At 68.9% G+C, this 15,677-nt stretch carries 16 protein-coding genes; 13 read left to right on the forward strand and 3 right to left on the reverse strand.

Annotated elements, in window-relative coordinates; all coding sequences use genetic code 11:
• The first annotated feature begins 173 nt into the window (after positions 1–173).
• From E1181_RS32195 to mnmA, 7 genes are all read left to right on the forward strand, one after another.
• On the forward strand, positions 174–365 hold the full coding sequence (locus tag E1181_RS32195) for a hypothetical protein (protein ID WP_235876876.1): 192 nt from the start codon (positions 174–176) through the stop codon (positions 363–365).
• Between the two features lie 133 nt (positions 366–498).
• Positions 499–885, forward strand: coding sequence for a glycosyltransferase (locus tag E1181_RS32205; protein WP_235876877.1), 387 nt, complete (start codon positions 499–501; stop codon positions 883–885).
• A gap of 86 nt (positions 886–971) precedes the next feature.
• Entirely contained in the window at positions 972–1,736 is a 765-nt protein-coding gene (locus E1181_RS19225) for a GNAT family N-acetyltransferase (RefSeq protein WP_132676734.1), read from the forward strand.
• Positions 1,733–2,557 (forward strand): lysophospholipid acyltransferase family protein, encoded by an 825-nt coding sequence (locus E1181_RS19230; RefSeq protein WP_235876878.1) that lies wholly within the window; start codon positions 1,733–1,735, stop codon positions 2,555–2,557. Before E1181_RS19225 ends, E1181_RS19230 begins: the two co-directional genes overlap by 4 nt.
• A gap of 130 nt (positions 2,558–2,687) precedes the next feature.
• Positions 2,688–4,064 (forward strand): MFS transporter, encoded by a 1,377-nt coding sequence (locus E1181_RS19235; protein ID WP_235876879.1) that lies wholly within the window; start codon positions 2,688–2,690, stop codon positions 4,062–4,064.
• 62 nt (positions 4,065–4,126) lie between these two features.
• The gene (locus E1181_RS19240; protein WP_132676736.1) at positions 4,127–5,353 is read left to right on the forward strand and encodes a cysteine desulfurase family protein; all 1,227 of its coding nucleotides are present in this window, start codon (positions 4,127–4,129) and stop codon (positions 5,351–5,353) included.
• Between the two features lie 3 nt (positions 5,354–5,356).
• Positions 5,357–6,445 (forward strand): tRNA 2-thiouridine(34) synthase MnmA, encoded by a 1,089-nt coding sequence (gene mnmA / locus E1181_RS19245; RefSeq protein ID WP_132676738.1) that lies wholly within the window; start codon positions 5,357–5,359, stop codon positions 6,443–6,445.
• Here the strand turns inward: mnmA and E1181_RS19250 are convergent.
• Together E1181_RS19250 and E1181_RS19255 are read right to left on the reverse strand one after the other, a co-directional pair.
• Entirely contained in the window at positions 6,426–6,671 is a 246-nt protein-coding gene (locus E1181_RS19250; protein WP_132676740.1) for a hypothetical protein, read from the reverse strand. The two genes, mnmA and E1181_RS19250, sit on opposite strands and share 20 nt — an antisense overlap.
• Positions 6,668–6,880: a zinc finger protein gene (locus tag E1181_RS19255; RefSeq protein ID WP_132676742.1), complete on the reverse strand. Its 213-nt coding sequence runs from the start codon at positions 6,878–6,880 to the stop codon at positions 6,668–6,670. Before E1181_RS19255 ends, E1181_RS19250 begins: the two co-directional genes overlap by 4 nt.
• 98 nt (positions 6,881–6,978) lie before the next feature.
• Here E1181_RS19255 and E1181_RS19260 point away from each other — a divergent pair, with 98 nt between their 5' ends.
• The 3 genes from E1181_RS19260 (at position 6,979) to E1181_RS19270 (ending at position 9,753) form a co-directional block, all read left to right on the forward strand.
• Positions 6,979–7,836, forward strand: a complete 858-nt coding sequence (locus E1181_RS19260) for a helix-turn-helix domain-containing protein (protein WP_235876880.1) — start codon at positions 6,979–6,981, stop codon at positions 7,834–7,836.
• Positions 7,833–8,033: a DUF397 domain-containing protein gene (locus E1181_RS19265; RefSeq protein WP_207922214.1), complete on the forward strand. Its 201-nt coding sequence runs from the start codon at positions 7,833–7,835 to the stop codon at positions 8,031–8,033. The genes E1181_RS19260 and E1181_RS19265 overlap by 4 nt, the downstream gene beginning before the upstream one ends.
• 190 nt (positions 8,034–8,223) lie before the next feature.
• The gene (locus E1181_RS19270; RefSeq protein ID WP_132676744.1) at positions 8,224–9,753 is read left to right on the forward strand and encodes a fatty acyl-CoA synthetase; all 1,530 of its coding nucleotides are present in this window, start codon (positions 8,224–8,226) and stop codon (positions 9,751–9,753) included.
• Between the two features lie 6 nt (positions 9,754–9,759).
• Here the strand turns inward: E1181_RS19270 and E1181_RS19275 are convergent, their stop codons facing one another.
• Positions 9,760–10,110, reverse strand: coding sequence for a VOC family protein (locus tag E1181_RS19275; protein WP_132676746.1), 351 nt, complete (start codon positions 10,108–10,110; stop codon positions 9,760–9,762).
• Positions 10,111–10,308: 198 nt separating this feature from the next.
• Between E1181_RS19275 and E1181_RS19280 the strand changes: the two genes are divergently transcribed.
• From E1181_RS19280 to E1181_RS19290, 3 genes are all read left to right on the forward strand, one after another.
• Positions 10,309–11,340: a uroporphyrinogen decarboxylase/cobalamine-independent methonine synthase family protein gene (locus E1181_RS19280; RefSeq protein WP_132676748.1), complete on the forward strand. Its 1,032-nt coding sequence runs from the start codon at positions 10,309–10,311 to the stop codon at positions 11,338–11,340.
• 72 nt (positions 11,341–11,412) lie between these two features.
• Positions 11,413–11,811, forward strand: coding sequence for a hypothetical protein (locus E1181_RS19285; RefSeq protein ID WP_132676750.1), 399 nt, complete (start codon positions 11,413–11,415; stop codon positions 11,809–11,811).
• Between the two features lie 2 nt (positions 11,812–11,813).
• Positions 11,814–15,665, forward strand: a complete 3,852-nt coding sequence (locus tag E1181_RS19290) for a caspase, EACC1-associated type (RefSeq protein ID WP_132676752.1) — start codon at positions 11,814–11,816, stop codon at positions 15,663–15,665.
• Positions 15,666–15,677 lie beyond the last annotated feature (12 nt).

A 15,677-nucleotide genomic window follows, 5' to 3' on the forward strand; every position in this document is an offset into this window, starting at 1 on the left:
CGAAAGGTTCCCCTGCTCGCTTCGGGGGCGTCGTCGGGAGTGATGAGCAGAAGGTTCCCTTGCTCGCTCCGGAGGGCGGCTTCGCGAGCGGTGGCAGGAAGGTTCCCGTGCTCGTGCAGGCGGGGGCGTGGGCGTGGCTGACAGAAAGGTTCCCCTGCTCGCTGGAAAGGCCGGTGCTCGGTGGAGGGGAGTGGCAGGCTCGGGGCCGAGCCTCCGACGCCGGCCCGGAGGTGATCGCACGGATCGACCCGCGACCGCCGAGCATGGGTGGACTGACCGCGGACGAGCCGGACGCCTTCGACGCGGTGCCGTGGTGGCCCATGCGGTTCGTTGCCTTCAACGGTGGTGGTGAGGTCCCGCAGTGAGCTCTCGCGCGACCGGAACGTCCCCGCGTCGGCGTCACCCTCGGCACGGTGGTGCCCTTGATCTCCGGCACCAGCAGCGCGGAGGTCGTCCTCGACGCACTCGGCGGCATGGACGTCGAGGTGGTGCTCGCCGGTGACATCGAGGTCGAGCCGTTGCCGGGCAACGTGCGTCCGGCGGGTTACCTGCCGCCCGTCGGCGTTCCTGCCGACGACCTCGCTGCTGGTGCACCACGGCGGATCCGGGACGACCGCCGCGCCGCTGCACTACGGCGTGCCGCAGCTGGTGCTGCCGTCGTTCGCCGACAACCCGCTGTCCGCGCAGCGGGTCGTGGAGCGAGGGGTCGGGCTCTCCCACGACCCGGCGAGGATCACCGTCGGCGGGGTGCGGGACATGGTGCGCAGGTTGCTGGACGAGCCGGAACTCGTCGTCAACGCGCGGGCCGTCGCGGACGAGATGGCGGGGCAGGTAAGCCCCTCTGACGTGCTGCAACGGGCGGTATCGAAGGCCCGGACGGAGTAGTACGCACCTGGCATTCACCGAAAGTTCTGGCTCCGTGTCATCCGCTGGTGTGTTGGGCGTTCGCTGCGCGGCGATACACCTGGGACATGTCCGAGATGCAGCTGCTGGCCAGCGCCGCACCGAACGCGGCGGCCGACGCCCACTACTCGCTGCTCGTCGCCCGTGATTCCGACGAGGTCCACGCCGCACAACGCCTGCGCTACAAGGTGTTCGCGGAGGAGATGGGCGCCACGGTCAAGGGCGGGGAGCACGGCGTCGACCAGGACTCCTTCGACGACCACTGCGACCACCTGATCGTGCGGGAAGACCGCAGCGGCGAGGTGGTCGGCACCTACCGGATGCTGCCGCCCGACCGCGCTTCGTCCGCCGGAATGCTCTACTCGGAAACCGAATTCGACCTCTCCGCTCTGGACCCGCTGCGCCCGTCGCTGGTGGAGACCGGCCGCTCGTGCGTGCACCCCGATCACCGCAACGGTGCCGTGGTGAGCCTGGTGTGGGCGGGAATCGCCCGTTACATGCTGCTGCACGGGCACACCATGCTCGCCGGCTGCGCCTCGGTGCCGCTGGACGACGGCGGGGTGCAGGCCGCGCACGTGTGGCGAACGGTGTCGCAGAAGCACTACGCGCCGGAGGAGCGCCGGGTGCACCCTCACCAGCCGTGGGAGCCCGGTGACATCAACGAGCGCTCGACGATTCCGCCCCTGCTGCGCGGTTACCTGCGGCTGGGTGCGGAGGTCTGCGGCAAGCCCGCGCACGACCCGGACTTCGGGGTGGCGGACTTCTTCGTGCTGGTCGACCTGGAACGCGCCGATCAGAGATACATGCGGTACTTCCTCGGAGAATCGGCATGAACCACTCGTGGATGCCGGAGTCGCCGTGCGGGCCGGATTGCCTGCCGCCGCGCGACCCCGGCACCGAGGTCGGCCGGCTGCGGCTGGCCATGCGCATCGGGATCACCGTCGGGCTGCTGCTGATCGGCAGCGCGATGGTGCTCGCGCTGCCCTCGCAGCTGCGGCAGAGGGCGGTGCCGAAGTGGTTCCGGATGTTGTTGCGGGCGTTGGGCATCCGGTTGGAGGTCGACGGGACGCTGTCGCCCGGTGGCGGGCTGATCGTGTGCAATCACGTCTCGTGGTTGGACGTCGTTGCCCTTCAGGTGCTCACGCCGATGAAGATGCTGGCCAAGGTCGAGGTCCGATCGTGGCCGGTGCTGGGTTCGCTGGCCGGGCGGGTCGGGACCGTCTACATCGACCGCGACCGGCTGTCGGCGTTGCCCGGGGCGGTGGCCACGATCGCTGACGAGCTCCGGGCGGGTTCGGTGATCGGAACGTTCCCAGAGGGCACCACGTGGTGCGGTAATGCGAGTGGTCCGTTCCGTCCCGCGGTGTTCCAGGCGGCGTTGGACGCGGGCGCCCGGATGCAGCCGGTGGCGGTGCGCTTCCGCGACGGACGCGGTCGGCTGACCACCGGGGCGGCGTTCCTGGGCGATGCGAGCCTGGCCGATTCGGTGTTGTCGGTGGCGCGCATGCGCGGTCTCGTGGTGGAGGTCGTGGTGCTGCCGGAACTGACCGGCACCGACCGCAAGGCGCTGGCCCGGGAGGCGCAGGCCGCGATCACGGGAGCCACCGGCGCACACCTGGGCCACGGCGAGCCGGCGGAGGCCATCGCCGCCTGATCCGCCTCAGAGGCGCCATGATCTGGTCCCCGATTTCAGTGGAAATCCGGTCCCGGGGACGAATGATCGGCTGGGCCGGGCGGGTGGAAGGACTGGACCTCCACCGGGGTGGAGGTTGCAGGCTGGCGTCGTGGGCATCGTCGACGAAGGCAGCGACCGTTCCGACAGCGCGCTGTGGCATCCGCAGCGCCGCGCCTTCACAGCGGGACTGATCCTGGTCATCACGCTCGTGGCGTTCGAGGCGATGGGCCTGGGCACAGCACTGCCCACGATCGTGGCCGATTTCCACGCATCGCAGTGGTATTCGTGGCCCTTCACCGTGTTCCTGGCCGCCAGCGCCGTGGGAACCGTGATCGGTGGGCGGTTGTCCGACATCCGCGGTCCGGCGCTGCCGCTGCTGGTGGCGCTGCCGTCGTTCGCGGTGGGACTGGTGATCGCCGCTGTCGCGCCGGGCATGGGGGTTCTGCTGCTCGCGCGGGTCGTGCAGGGCCTCAGCGGCGGTGTGCTCATCGTTTCCCTCTACGTGATGATCGCCCGCGTCTACCCCGAGCGGCACCGGCCGGCCGCGTTCGGCGCGTTGTCGGCGGCGTGGGTGGTGCCTGCGCTGATGGGTCCCTTGATCGCCGGGTTGCTGACCGAGCACGCGAGCTGGCGGTGGGTGTTCGGCGGCCTCGCCCCGCTGGTCTGCCTCGGCGCTGGGCTGTTGGTTCCCACGCTGCGCCGCTTCGGCGCGCCCGGTGCCGATCGCGCTGGGGCCCGGCCGGGGTTGCCGTTGGCCGCGGCGGGTGCGGCTGCCGGTGTCGTGGCGCTGAACTGGGCTGCGCAGCAGGTCTCCTTCCTCTCACTCGTGGTCGCGGTGGTGGGATTGGTCGTGCTGGTCCCCTCATTGCTGCACCTGCTGCCGCGAGGGACGCTTCGCGCTCGTCCCGGGCTGCCGGTGATGGTGCTCTCGCGCGGTCTGCTGGCGGGACTGTTCTTCACGGCGCAGGCCTTCGTCCCGCTGAGCCTGGCGGTGGTGCACGGTTTCTCCCCTTCGGTGGCCGGGGTCCCGCTGACGGTGGGATCGGTGGGCTGGTCGGTGGGCGCTTTCTGGCAGAGCAGGCAGCGGCGGTTGCGGCGGGAGCAGATCGTCGCGGCCGGGTTCGTTCTGGTGGGGGTCGGGGTGTTCGCGCTGGTGTGGGCGCTGCCGGTCTGGGGTGTGCCGTGGCTGGTGTTCGGGGGTTGGTTCGTCGCGGGGATGGGCATGGGAATTTCCGTCGCGACGACGGCGGTCGCGGTCTTGTCGCTGTCGCCGGAGACCGATCGCGGGTTCAACTCCTCGGCGCTGCAGATCTCCGACATGCTCGGGCAGGCGCTGCTGGTCGGGGCCGGTGGTGTGGTGGTCAGCGCGTTGGCCGGCGACGGGGCGCCGACCCGGGGTGTGCTGCCGCTGGATCTGCTGGTGCTGGTGGTGGTGCTGTCCGCTGCTGTGATGCTGCTCCGGGCAGGGCGGGTCAAACCGGTCTGACCTGCGCGTTCCGTCGGACCGCAGGGGAGGCGGCGGTCGGCTTGCATTACCCTGGATGAGCGATGACTTACCTCGACCACGCCGCTACGACTCCGATGCGGCCCGCAGCGGTGTCCGCGATGAGCGAGGCGTTGACCCGGATCGGCAACGCCTCGTCCCTGCACACCTCGGGTCGGAAAGCACGTCGGCAGGTCGAGGAGTCCCGCGAGGACATCGCCGACGCCCTGGGTGCCCGGCCTTCGGAGGTGCTGTTCACCGCAGGCGGGACCGAGAGCGACAACCTCGCGGTCAAGGGCATCTTCTGGGCGCGCCGCGCGGCCGATCCGGCCCGTCGCCGGATCCTGGCCTCCACCGTCGAGCACCACGCGGTGCTCGACGCGGTGGAGTGGCTGGCCGAGCACGAGGGCGCCGAGGTCACGTGGCTGGAGGCCGACGCGGCGGGCCGGATCACGCCGGAGGTCTTCCAAGAGGCGCTGACCAGCGCGGATGATGTGGCGCTGGCGACGGTGATGTGGGCGAACAACGAGGTCGGCACCGTCAACCGGATCTCCGAGCTCTCCGCGATCGCCGACCGGCACGGGATTCCCCTGCACACCGACGCGGTGCAGGCGGTCGAGACGCTGCCGGTGGACTTCGCGGCGTCCGGTGCGTCGGCGCTGACCATGACCGGCCACAAGGTCGGTGGTCCCTACGGCGCCGGTGCGCTGCTGCTGTCGCGCGACGTCAAGTGCACGCCGGTGCTGCACGGTGGTGGCCAGGAGCGCGAGGTGCGTTCCGGGACCCTCGACACCCCTGGTGTGCTGGGGCTGGCCGCGGCGGTGCGCGAGGCCGTTGAGGTGCGTGAGTCCCACGCGATGCAGTTGGCGAAGCTGCGCGACGAGATGATCGACGGGGTGCGCGCGGCGGTGCCGGACGTGGTGCTCAACGGCGATCTCGGCGACGAGGTCATCGCCGGTGGGCCGTCCCGGCTGCCGGGCAACGCGCACTTCACCTTCCCCGGCTGCGAGGGCGACAGCCTGCTGATGCTGCTGGACGCCAAGGGGATCGAATGCTCCACCGGGTCGGCCTGCACGGCGGGGGTTTCCGAGCCGAGCCACGTGCTGCTGGCGATGGGCGCCGATCCGAAGGCCGCGCGCGGCTCGCTGCGCTTCTCCCTGGGGCACAGCTCGACCGCGGCCGATGTCAAGGCACTCACCGATGTCATCGGACCGGTGGTGCAACGAGCGCGTAGCGCCGGGTTGGCCGGGTTGCGCCGATCTTCGGCGGCTTCGGCCGCCACGGAGGTGTGAGTCGTGCGAGTGCTGGCAGCCATGAGCGGTGGGGTGGACTCCGCGGTCGCGGCGGCGCGGGCGGTCGCCGCAGGTCACGACGTGGTCGGAGTGCACCTGGCGCTGTCGGCGAAGCCCGGGACGCTGCGCACCGGTGCGCGGGGGTGCTGCACCATCGAGGATTCCCGCGATGCGCGCCGCGCCGCGGACCTGCTGGGCATCCCGTTCTACGTGTGGGACTTCGCCGAGCGCTTCACCGAGGAGGTCATCGAGACCTTCGTCGGTGAGTACGCCGCCGGCCGCACCCCGAACCCGTGCCTGACCTGCAACGAGAAGATCAAGTTCGAGGCGTTGCTGGAGAAGGCGATGGCGCTGGGCTTCGACGCCGTCTGCACCGGCCACTACGCCCGCCTGTCCATGGTGGACGGTGTTCCGGAGCTGCGGCGCAGCCGCGACGAGGGCAAGGACCAGTCCTACGTGCTCGCGTCGCTGACCTCCGAGCAGCTGCGGCACTCGATGTTCCCGCTCGGCGGTTCGCTGAAGTCCGAGGTCCGGGAGGAGGCCGCTGAGCAGGACCTGGCGGTCGCCAAGAAGCCCGACAGCCACGACATCTGCTTCATCCCGGACGGCGACACCAAGAGCTTCCTGGAGAACAAGCTCGGCCAGGCCCCGGGTCAGCTCGTCGACGAGGAGACCGGCGCGGTGCTCGGCGAGCACACCGGCGTGCACGGCTTCACGATCGGCCAGCGCAAGGGGCTGGGCATCGACGCCCCCGCCGCGGACGGCAAGCCGCGCTACGTCCTGTCCCTCGAACCGGTTTCGGGCACGGTGAAGGTCGGTTCCCGCGAGCGACTCGCGGTCACCGAGATCGACGCGAAGCGCCCGATCTGGCCGTCCGAGCAGCCCCTCGACGGCCCGACCGAGTGCGTCATCCAGGTCCGCGCCCACGGCGGCACGGCCGACGCGGTCGCCGAGTTCGACGGCGAGAACTTCACGATCCAGCTCCGCCAGTCCCTCCAGGGCGTCGCCCCAGGGCAGGCGGTCGTCCTCTACCGCCCGGACGAAGCTGGAGACCTCGTGCTGGGCAGCGGAATCATCTCCGCGACTCGCTGACCGACCTGTCGAGGGCGGCAGTTTCAACTGAAACTTCGCCTGGTACCTCACCGCAGATCGTGGTGTGAATGCTCGCGAGCAGAGTGCCGAGTCCGGCCAGGACGGCGATGGCTTCGGCGATCTGCTGGGCGTCGAGGCGGTCGGCGCCGGCGTCGAAGGCGAGGTCGTCGAGGAGCCACTGCGCTTGGCGGAGGCGCACGGCGAGGACCGTGGACTGCGCGGTCACCGCGCGGGAATCCCGGCCAGGCGAAGGGCTTCCTGGTAGCAGGTCGGGCAGGTGTCCCAGAACCAGCCGAATTCGCTGTTCTCGGCGACGAGCTCCTGCCCGCACAAGGTCGTGACCTCGGTGCCGGTCGGGTAGGAACGCCCGTGCGGGTGCTCGTCCAGACTCGCGTGCCGCCGCCCCTCGCACGGCACCCAGTGGAACGGATACATCGGACTCCTCTCGATTTACCGGTAAGAGTTTCCCGTTGGTAAATCGATCGATCAATTACCCGATGGTGGGATAGTTTCCGCAGGTCATATACCGAATCATGGTTTTCATGCCCGGAAAATCAGAGCACACGCCAAAGGCCCGAGCGCTCGGTGCGGAACTTCGAGAATGTCGCATCGCAGCTGGGCTGACCCAGCACGAGCTCGCCGCTCGGATCGGAGTCAGCCACGTCTCGGTTTCACGGTATGAAACCGGTACGCGCTCGCCGCAGCCCGAGGATGTGGCGCAACTGCTCGCGACTCTCGGAGTGGCGGGTGACAGGTACTCCGAGCTCGTTGAGATGGCCCGCGGAGCCGAGCAGCCGAACTGGCTGGAAACCGGGGTGAACGGGCTGCGGCGTGAGTTGATGACGGTCATCGAGTTCGAGCGCACCGCTACGCGAATCGTCGACGTCGAGATGAACATCGTCCCGGGGCTTCTGCAAACGTCCGACTACGCGCGAGCGATCATGAGCGAGGCGCCAGGCGCGGATCTCGAAGCCCGCGTTGCGTTGAGGGTGGGGCGCGCGGCGGTCCTCAACCGCAAGGGCGCACCGCAACTCATCGCGATCGTCTCGGAGATCGCGCTGCGACAGCGGATCGGTGGTGCGGAGGTGATGGCCGACCAGCTCCAGCACCTGCTCAGCGCGGCGGAGCTTCCGAACGTGACGATCCTGGTTCTGCCGACCGTCTCCGAACGGTGGCATCCAGCGCACGCCGGTGCGTTCATCCTCTTCGAGTTCCCGAAGAGCGACCCGATCGTGCACCTGGAGCACTTCGCGTCGGGGGCATTCCTGAACGCAAAAGAAGTGGCTGCTTACAGGGGTGCTGTGGATACGCTCCGGGAAGTGGCGATGGATGAGGAAACCTCAAAGAAATTGATCGCCGCTGCACGTGCCGAGCTGGAGGAGGACCAATGAAGATCAAGGCAGTGCCAACGGGTTGGCGGAAGTCGACTCACTCCGGGCAACAGGTGAGCTGCGTCGAGGTCGGCTCCGTGGGATCTGGCGCTGCGGTGCGCGATTCGAAGAACCTCGAAGCCGGTTACTTCACGACGACCTCCCGGCAGTGGCGATTATTCGTCGGCGCACTGAAGGCCGGCAGGTTCGAGCGCTGAGCGTCCGTGCGGGTGTCGGGCAGTTCTCGTCCGAACTGACCGGGCATAAGCGACATCGATCATGGACGGTTCGGACCAGGGCTGTCCCGTGGTGACCGCCCTGAACACCTGCGGGGTCGGGTTCTCGCGCCTAGTGCTCCCCGGTTTGTCGGGCTAGTGTCTGGCCTCACACGACGGAGTGGGAGGTCCGATGGTGGAGCTTCGGGGGAGTGCGGTCGCGGATGTGCTGCGGCGCAGTGCGGCGCGCGTGGGCGATCGGGAGGCGTTGCGGTTCGTCGACTCCGCTGGGCAGGAGCGGGTGTGGAGCTACGCCGAGCTCGATGCCGCGGTGAGCAGGGCCGCCGGGTTCTTGTTGGCTTCCGGGGCGGTCAAAGGTGATCGGATCGCGGCCTACGGGAAGAACTCCGACGCATATCTGATCGGATTCCTGGCCTGCGCGCGGGCAGGTCTCGTGCACGTGCCGATCAACTACAACCTGACCGGAGGGGAACTTTCCTATCTCCTCTCCCAGTCGGGAAGTTCTCTCGCGCTGGTCGATCCCGCTTTGATGGGCAACGTCGACGCGGTGCGGGCCGAAACGTCCCTGCAGCAGGTCATCGCGTTGCGGGACGAGAAGGACTCCTTGCTGTCACGCAGCGTTGAGGGCGAGGTTCCGGACCTGGACGTGTCCGTGGCGGACGACGACCTCGTGCAGCTGCTCTACACCTCCGGCACCACGTCGCTGCCGAAGGGCGCGATGATGACGCACCGGGCGCTGCTGCACGAGTACGTCTCCTGCCTGCAGGCGCTGGACTTCGGCGAGAACGACCTGCCGCTCCACGTGATGCCGCTGTACCACTCGGCGCAGATGCACGTGTTCCTGCTGCCGCACCTGATGATCGGCGCGAGCAACCTCCTCGTCGAAGTGCCGGATCCGGCCGACATCCTGCGCCGCATCGAGAGCGAGCGGATCACGTCCTTCTTCGCCGCCCCCACGGTGTGGGTCGCGCTGGCCAACCACGCCGACTTCGCCACCCGCGACCTCAAGGCGCTGCGCAAGGCCTACTACGGCGCCTCGATCATGCCCGGGCCGGTGCTGCAGCGACTCCGCGATCAGCTTCCCGAACTGGGTTTCTACAACTGCTTCGGGCAGTCCGAGATCGCCCCGCTGGCGACCGTGCTGCGCCCGGAGGAACACGACGAGCGGCCGGACTCCGCCGGTCGGCCGGTGCTGTTCGTCGAAGCCAAGGTCGTCGACGACCAGGGAGAAGAGGTCCCGCCTGGCGAGCTCGGAGAGATCGTCTACCGCTCCCCGCAGCTGTGCACCGGGTACTGGGACAAGCCGGAGGAGACCGAGGAGGTCTTCCGCGGCGGCTGGTTCCACTCCGGTGACCTGGTGCGACGCGACGAGGCCGGCTACTGCTTCGTCGTCGACCGGATCAAGGACGTGATCAACACAGGTGGTGTGCTGGTCGCCTCCCGCGAGGTGGAGGACGCCCTCTACGCGCACCCGGCAGTGGCGGAGGTCGCCGTCATCGCGGTGCCGGACCCGAAGTGGATCGAGCGGATCGCGGCCGTCGTCGTCACCAAGGACGAGGTCACCGAGCAGGAGCTCATCGACCACGCGCGCAACACCCTCGCCGGGTTCAAGGTCCCGAAGCAGGTCCGCTTCGTCGACGACCTCCCCCGCAACAGCTCGGGAAAGCTCCTCAAACGCGTCCTCCGCGACGAGCTGGCCTGACGTCGCCTACGACGACACCGGGTTCTCGATGAGGGTGACCCGGTTGCCGTCGGGGTCGTGCACCGCCGAGAACCGGACGGTCCGGCCGCCGGGCTGGATCTCGCCGGCCGTGATGCCGCGGCCGGCGAGATCCGAGATCGCCTCGTCGAGGTCGTCGACCACCAAGTTGAGCAAGGTCGACCCGGCGTGTTCAGGCGATCGGAAGACCTGCACCCAACCGGACGGTGCGATGTGCCAGTCGGCGAGCCCGTCCATCGGTCGTGCGTCGGCCTGCCTCCCGAACAACCGCTCGTACCAGGCCGCCGCAACATCGATGTCCTTCACCGGAGCCACCGCGAGAACGCTGCTGAACGCCATGATGGGAACCTTCCTCCCACTCCGAGAGCCGTGCACGAATACCGACCCCCACCGCGGACGAAACTCATCGCGTCCCCGGTGCCTCAAGCGGTTGCTCCGGCCTCCGCAAGGGAGTCCTCCGCGACGAACTCGCCTGAACACCGAAACGCCGACCCCGCCCGCACGGGAGCCGGCGTTGGTCCGGTCGATAATGGGTGGGTGACTGAATCTGCTTGGGGACCGGGTGTGGCCACTGCCGTCGGGTCTTTGCCGGGGACCGACCCGGTGGAGGCCGCGCGGACGGTGGTCGGCGAGTTGCCGGAGCTGATGCCCGTGCCCGAGCTGCCCGGACGCGGGGTCGGGGCCGACATCCTCGGGCGGACGGCCGGACTGCTGGTCGACCTGGCGGTGGAGGTCGTGCCGTCCGGGTACCGCGTGGCCGGAACTCCAGGGATGGATCACCGGCGGGCCGTGGACCTGCTGCGCTGGGACCTCGACGCGCTGGAGCAGGCCGTCGCCGAAGCCGGTGCGCCTCGGGTCGTGAAGGTGCAGGCGGCCGGGCCGTGGACGATCACCGCCGGGATCGAGCTGATGCGCGGGCATCGGGTGCTCACCGACCGCGGAGCGCTGCGGGACTTCACCGAATCGCTCACCGAAGGGCTGGTCGCGCACGCCGAGCAGGTCACCGCGCGCACCGGCTCGCGGGTCGTGGTGCAGCTGGACGAACCGTCGCTGCCCGCCGTGCTGAGGGGCTCGCTGCCCACGCCGTCGGGCTACGGCAACGTGGCGGCCGTGCCCGAGCCCGATGTTCAGCGGCTGCTCGGCGAGGTGATCGAAAAGCTCACCGCAGCAACGGGATCACCCGTCGTCGTGCACTGCTGCGCGAAGCGCCCTCCCGTCGAGCTGCTGCGCCGCGCCGGGGCCGGTGCGATCTCGCTGGACGCCTCCGGTCTCGGGGACGTCACCGGCAAGTTCGCCGACGAGCTCGGGGAGGCGTGGGAAGAGGGGACCGCCCTGTTCCTCGGGCTGACCCCCAGCCTCGAACCCGCAGGTCAGGTTGAGCTGCGCGGCATCGCCCAGCCCGCGTTCGACCTGGCGACCCGGCTCGGGTTCGGCAAGAAGACCCTCGCCGAACGAGCCGTGCCGACCCCCACCTGCGGCCTCGCCGGAGCAACCCCGGCCTGGTCGCGCCGAGCCCTGTCCCTGACCAAGGACCTGGCCAAACTCTTCGCAGACGAAGCCGAATCCTGATTCGAAGCAGCCATTTCGCAGTGATCGCTCCGATATGGTGTGGGGCTGGACGACCCGGCGGAGGGATGTGCCATGGCACGCTGGCTAATCGGGTTCGACCTCCTCGACGAGGACCCCGAGCGCCTTGAGGAACTGACTCGGATGCTGCTCACCGAGCTGCGGGAGCTCGGTGAGGTTCGGGTCGACAGGGTGGAAGGCAGCATCTCCGAGGGCGCCAAGTCCGGCGTCGCGCTTCAGATCGGGAGCCTCGCGATCAGCGGCGTGTTCTCAGCAGCGACCGCAGCGGCCTTCGCCAAGGTCATGGTGGCCCGTTTCGACCGCGCGAAGGCCCGCAAGGTGACCCTCGAAAAGGACGGCGAGAAGTTCGAGATCGACGGCATCTCGGCTGCCGATCAGCACGCGCTGGTCGCCAAGATCGCGGAGCACCTCGGCGAAACCCGGCGCGGAGAGGGCGCTGCGGAACAGCGGTGACCATGAGCGGCAAACGAAAAGCCCTGTTGTTCGCCACGTCCCGATACCTCGATCAGGGACTGCAGGAGTTGCGAGCCCCGGCTGGGGAGGCGGCGGAACTCAGGCAGGTGCTCGAAACCCAAGGTGACTACGAGGCTGCGATTTTCCTGGACGAGTCCAAGAGCGGTATTGAAGGGGCGATCGAGCGGGTCCTCCGGGCAGCGGGACCACGCGATGAGGTGCTGCTCTACTTCTCGTGCCACGGGATCAAGAACGACAGCGGCAGGTTGTTCTTCGCCGCCTGCAACACCGATCTCGACAGCGTCGAGGCGACCGCGGTCAGCTCGACGTTCCTGCACAGCCAGCTGGCCGGGTCGCAGGCAGCCGCCAAGATCGTGATGCTCGACTGCTGCTACAGCGGTGCCTTCTCGCTCGGGATGGTTTTCAAATCGGTCAACCGGGTCGATCACCTGCAGCTCAAAGGTCGCGGCACCTACGTGATCACGGCGACCAACGCGTTGGAGTACGCGTTCGAGAACCGTCAGCGCGTTGATGACCGGCCGGTGGAGTCGTTGTTCACCAAAGCCGTGCTCAACGGCATCCGCACCGGCGCGGCGGACGCGGATGGCGACGGGCTGATCACCGCGAAGGAGCTCTACAGCTACGTGCACGAAGAGCTCAAGGACAAGCAGACCCCGTGGCACGACGGGCGGTGGACCGGCGACCTGGTCGTTGCCCGGGTCGGTGGGCATACGCCCATCCGGCCGCCCGAGCAGGCGCAGCCGATCACGCTGGGCGCGCTTGCGGAGCACCCCGACCTCGTCGTGCGCGATCCGACGGCGGTGCAGCTCGAAGTGCCGGTCGGCGTGACCGGAGGACGGCCTCACCTGCTCAGCCTGGCCGAACCGGAGGGCCACCTGGCGGTGTTCGGTCCGCCGCAGTCCGGGAAGAGCCGCTTCCTGCGCACGTTGCTGCTCAGCCTGGCAGCGGACGCGGAACGGGATGAGGTCGAGATCGTCGTCATCGACTCGGAGAGCCGGTTCGGCGCCTTCGAGCGGTTGCCGAACGTCTCCGCAGTGGTCGGACCGGAGGAGTCCGAGCGGATCAAGTCACTGCTCGACGACCTCGATCGGCGCGTCGTGGTGCGGCGAACGAGGTTTCGGGCTCACCCGTTCGAGTCGCTGGCCGATTTTCGCGTTGCCAGGCGGAACCGGGACCTGCCGTGGGGCGAACCCACGCCTGACGTCTTCCTGGTGATCGATCGTTGGGAGGCGTTCGCCGACGAGAACCCCGAGCTCGTCCAGCAGGTCGAGCGGATCGCCGACCGCGGGACCAGCTTCGGGCTGCACGTGGTCGTGGCCGCCCGTGCTCGGTCGCGGATCTCCGAAGGCCTGGCGCACCACCTGAACGACGGCGTTGAGCTGACCGGCCGGGCGGACCCGCACCGCCCGTTGGAGGTGACCGCGGGTGCCGAGTCCTTCGCGGTCGCTGCGCCGAAGCTGACGGGCGACGCGGCCGTGAACGAGCCGATGCCGACCGTGATCGACGAGGTGGTGCGGCGCAAGCGCAGCCGCCAGGGGCGGGCGATCGAGCTCGAACATCTGGTCGGCGTGGACGTGGTGGAAAACGCCTCGGCGCGCTCGTTGCTCGCCGCCGATGACCTTCGCATCCCGTTGGGTCTCGATGAGTACCACCGCCTGGTCCACCTCGATCTGCGAACGCCGGAGGAAGGCGGATCGGGCCCTCACGGGTTGATCGTCGGCGCGCCGGGCGCCGGTTCGACGCAGACGTTGTCGACGATGCTGTTTCTGCTGATGCTCACGCATTCGCCAGCGGACCTCCAGGTCGTGCTGCTCAACGGAACGCTCGGCGAGCTCGACGCGATGCCGCACGTCGTGGCGCGCACCTCGCCGTTCGTCGACCACCGCACGCGAGAGATCGGCCCCAGCGAGCTCCGCGTCCTCCGGAACGAGGTCGCGCGCCGCCGTCGAGACGCGGGCACGACGGCGCCGCGTTTGATCGTGGCGTTCCAGCGGTTCAACGAGGTCCTGCTGGCCGAGCCCGAGCTGGTCGAGCCGTTGCGCGAGATCATGGAACTCGGTGCTGGGGTGGGCGTTCACGTCCTGCTGCTCGCGCACACCATCGCTCGCACCCGCTTCCCCGAGCTCGAAGAGCTGATCGGCTTCCGGTCGGTGCTGCGAACGCTCGACGAGGACGATTCCCAGGTGCTGCTGGGATCGAGAGCTGCGGCGGACCTGAACCGGGAACCCGGCCAGCAGTACCTGCGGACGCCAGACAGGCCTGTGGTCAAGTTGCGAGCCTGGAGCGGGGGCTCGGTGCCGTGGGCCGACGTGGTGGCGCGCATCAACCAGGAGTTCCCCGATCGCCCCGGTGCGCTCAACGACCCGTTGACAACGCCCATCACCCTCGGCGAACTGCTGGGTGATGTCGTCGAGGACGAGAGAGGGCTCTCGGCGCCCGACTTCGCGGGCGGTGCGGGCACACCGATCGGGATGGTCGAGGTGCCGGGGGAGGGACGAGTGGAGCCCTTGCTGCTCGGCGGGAACATCGCGGTGAGCGGTGGCCCGTACACGGGCAAGTCCGCGCTCGTCCGCGCGGTCGTCCTGTCCCGGGTCCTCACCCGCACACCGGAAGAGCTGCGTTGCTACTTCCTCGGTAGCGGCGGGTACAACTGCGCTGGTGTCCTGTCGGACCTCCCCCACGTGGCGGCCTCAGCCAGGGTCGGCCAGGACGAGATGATCGGTGTGATCCTGCGGCGGCTCCGCGCGATGAGCGGGAGCGATGCCGATCCGGCCGCACTGCTCGTGGTCGAGCAGTGGAGGACCTTCGCCAGAACCCACCCCCAGCTGGCCCCCGAGGTGGTGGAACTCGCTCGCGCCGACAACGGCGTTCAGGTGGTCATCAGCAGCGAGCACATCGAGGACTCCGATCATGAGTTGCTCGAAGCGTTCCCCGTCCGGGTTGAACTCGGTTCCGAGATCCAGGGGATGGGCACGATCGGCGCACGGGGTTTTCGCGGTGCGTTGCCTTGGCTGGAGACCGATCTGGATGTCGCTTCCGGCTTCGAGCACACACGAGCGCTGGCCCGTCGCATCGCCACGGCCTGGCCGCACCCAGCGCCGCCGAGGCTCACGTTGCCGCCGGCCGAGATCTCCTACGAGGAGGCGGCAGCGGCCGGGCGGCCCGGCATCACGCTGGGCCGACTCGTCGGGTTCGAATCGTGGGCCGAATTCGACCGCGGGGAGACTCCGCACCTGATCTGCTTGGGAAGTCGGTCGGCTGGCAAGACCAACCTGGTGCGGGTCGTGCTCGCCGAGCTCGACCGGCTCTACGAAGCCGATGATGTCGAGATCTGCGTGCTCGACCCCAAACGCGGACTGCTCGACGAGATGGGGACCCGGCGAGCTGGCTACGCGGCCTTCGCCGAGGATTTCGAGCGGGTGATCAGCGAGGTGGTGACCCGCATCGACATGCTCCTCGACCGGGCTCATCGCAACGTGACGCGGAAGTTGAAGGACCAGTTCGTGATCATCGAGGACTACGAACTGATCGAGTCGTCGAGTCGAATGACCGATCCACTGCGGAAGAACGCGGCCGCGCTCGCGCGCGGTGGCTCGGTCGGCGTGCACCTGATCGTCACCCGCAACTCGGTCAACGTCGGTGACGCGCTGGACACGGGTCTGCTCGGGGAGCTGCGTCGATGCGGGAGCACCTTGCTGGTGCTCAGCGGCGACGAGCGGGACGGGGAATTGCTCCCAGGCATCCGCACTGGGCGCCGAGCAGCCGGCCGAGGGTTGTTCGCGCGCGGTTCGTTCGTCGAACCTGTTCAAATCGCACGCTTCTCGGACCGCTGAGCACGAAGTCCA

Source organism: Saccharopolyspora terrae (genome assembly GCF_004348435.1).
Classification (GTDB): Bacteria; Actinomycetota; Actinomycetes; order Mycobacteriales; family Pseudonocardiaceae; genus Saccharopolyspora; species Saccharopolyspora endophytica.

Bases quoted from the DNA above. Each gene is read 5' to 3' on its own strand.
- E1181_RS19230 (WP_235876878.1), top strand. From the start codon at position 1,733: ATGAACCACTCGTGGATGCCGGAGTCGCCGTGCGGGCCGGATTGCCTG.
- E1181_RS19270 (WP_132676744.1), top strand. From the start codon at position 8,224: ATGGTGGAGCTTCGGGGGAGTGCGGTCGCGGATGTGCTGCGGCGCAGT.
- E1181_RS19290 (WP_132676752.1), top strand. From the start codon at position 11,814: ATGAGCGGCAAACGAAAAGCCCTGTTGTTCGCCACGTCCCGATACCTC.
- E1181_RS19225 (WP_132676734.1), top strand. From the start codon at position 972: ATGTCCGAGATGCAGCTGCTGGCCAGCGCCGCACCGAACGCGGCGGCC.
- E1181_RS19265 (WP_207922214.1), top strand. From the start codon at position 7,833: ATGAAGATCAAGGCAGTGCCAACGGGTTGGCGGAAGTCGACTCACTCC.
- E1181_RS19260 (WP_235876880.1), top strand. From the start codon at position 6,979: ATGGTTTTCATGCCCGGAAAATCAGAGCACACGCCAAAGGCCCGAGCG.
- E1181_RS19255 (WP_132676742.1), bottom strand. From the start codon at position 6,880: ATGTATCCGTTCCACTGGGTGCCGTGCGAGGGGCGGCGGCACGCGAGT.
- E1181_RS19240 (WP_132676736.1), top strand. From the start codon at position 4,127: ATGACTTACCTCGACCACGCCGCTACGACTCCGATGCGGCCCGCAGCG.
- E1181_RS19275 (WP_132676746.1), bottom strand. From the start codon at position 10,110: ATGGCGTTCAGCAGCGTTCTCGCGGTGGCTCCGGTGAAGGACATCGAT.
- E1181_RS19285 (WP_132676750.1), top strand. From the start codon at position 11,413: ATGGCACGCTGGCTAATCGGGTTCGACCTCCTCGACGAGGACCCCGAG.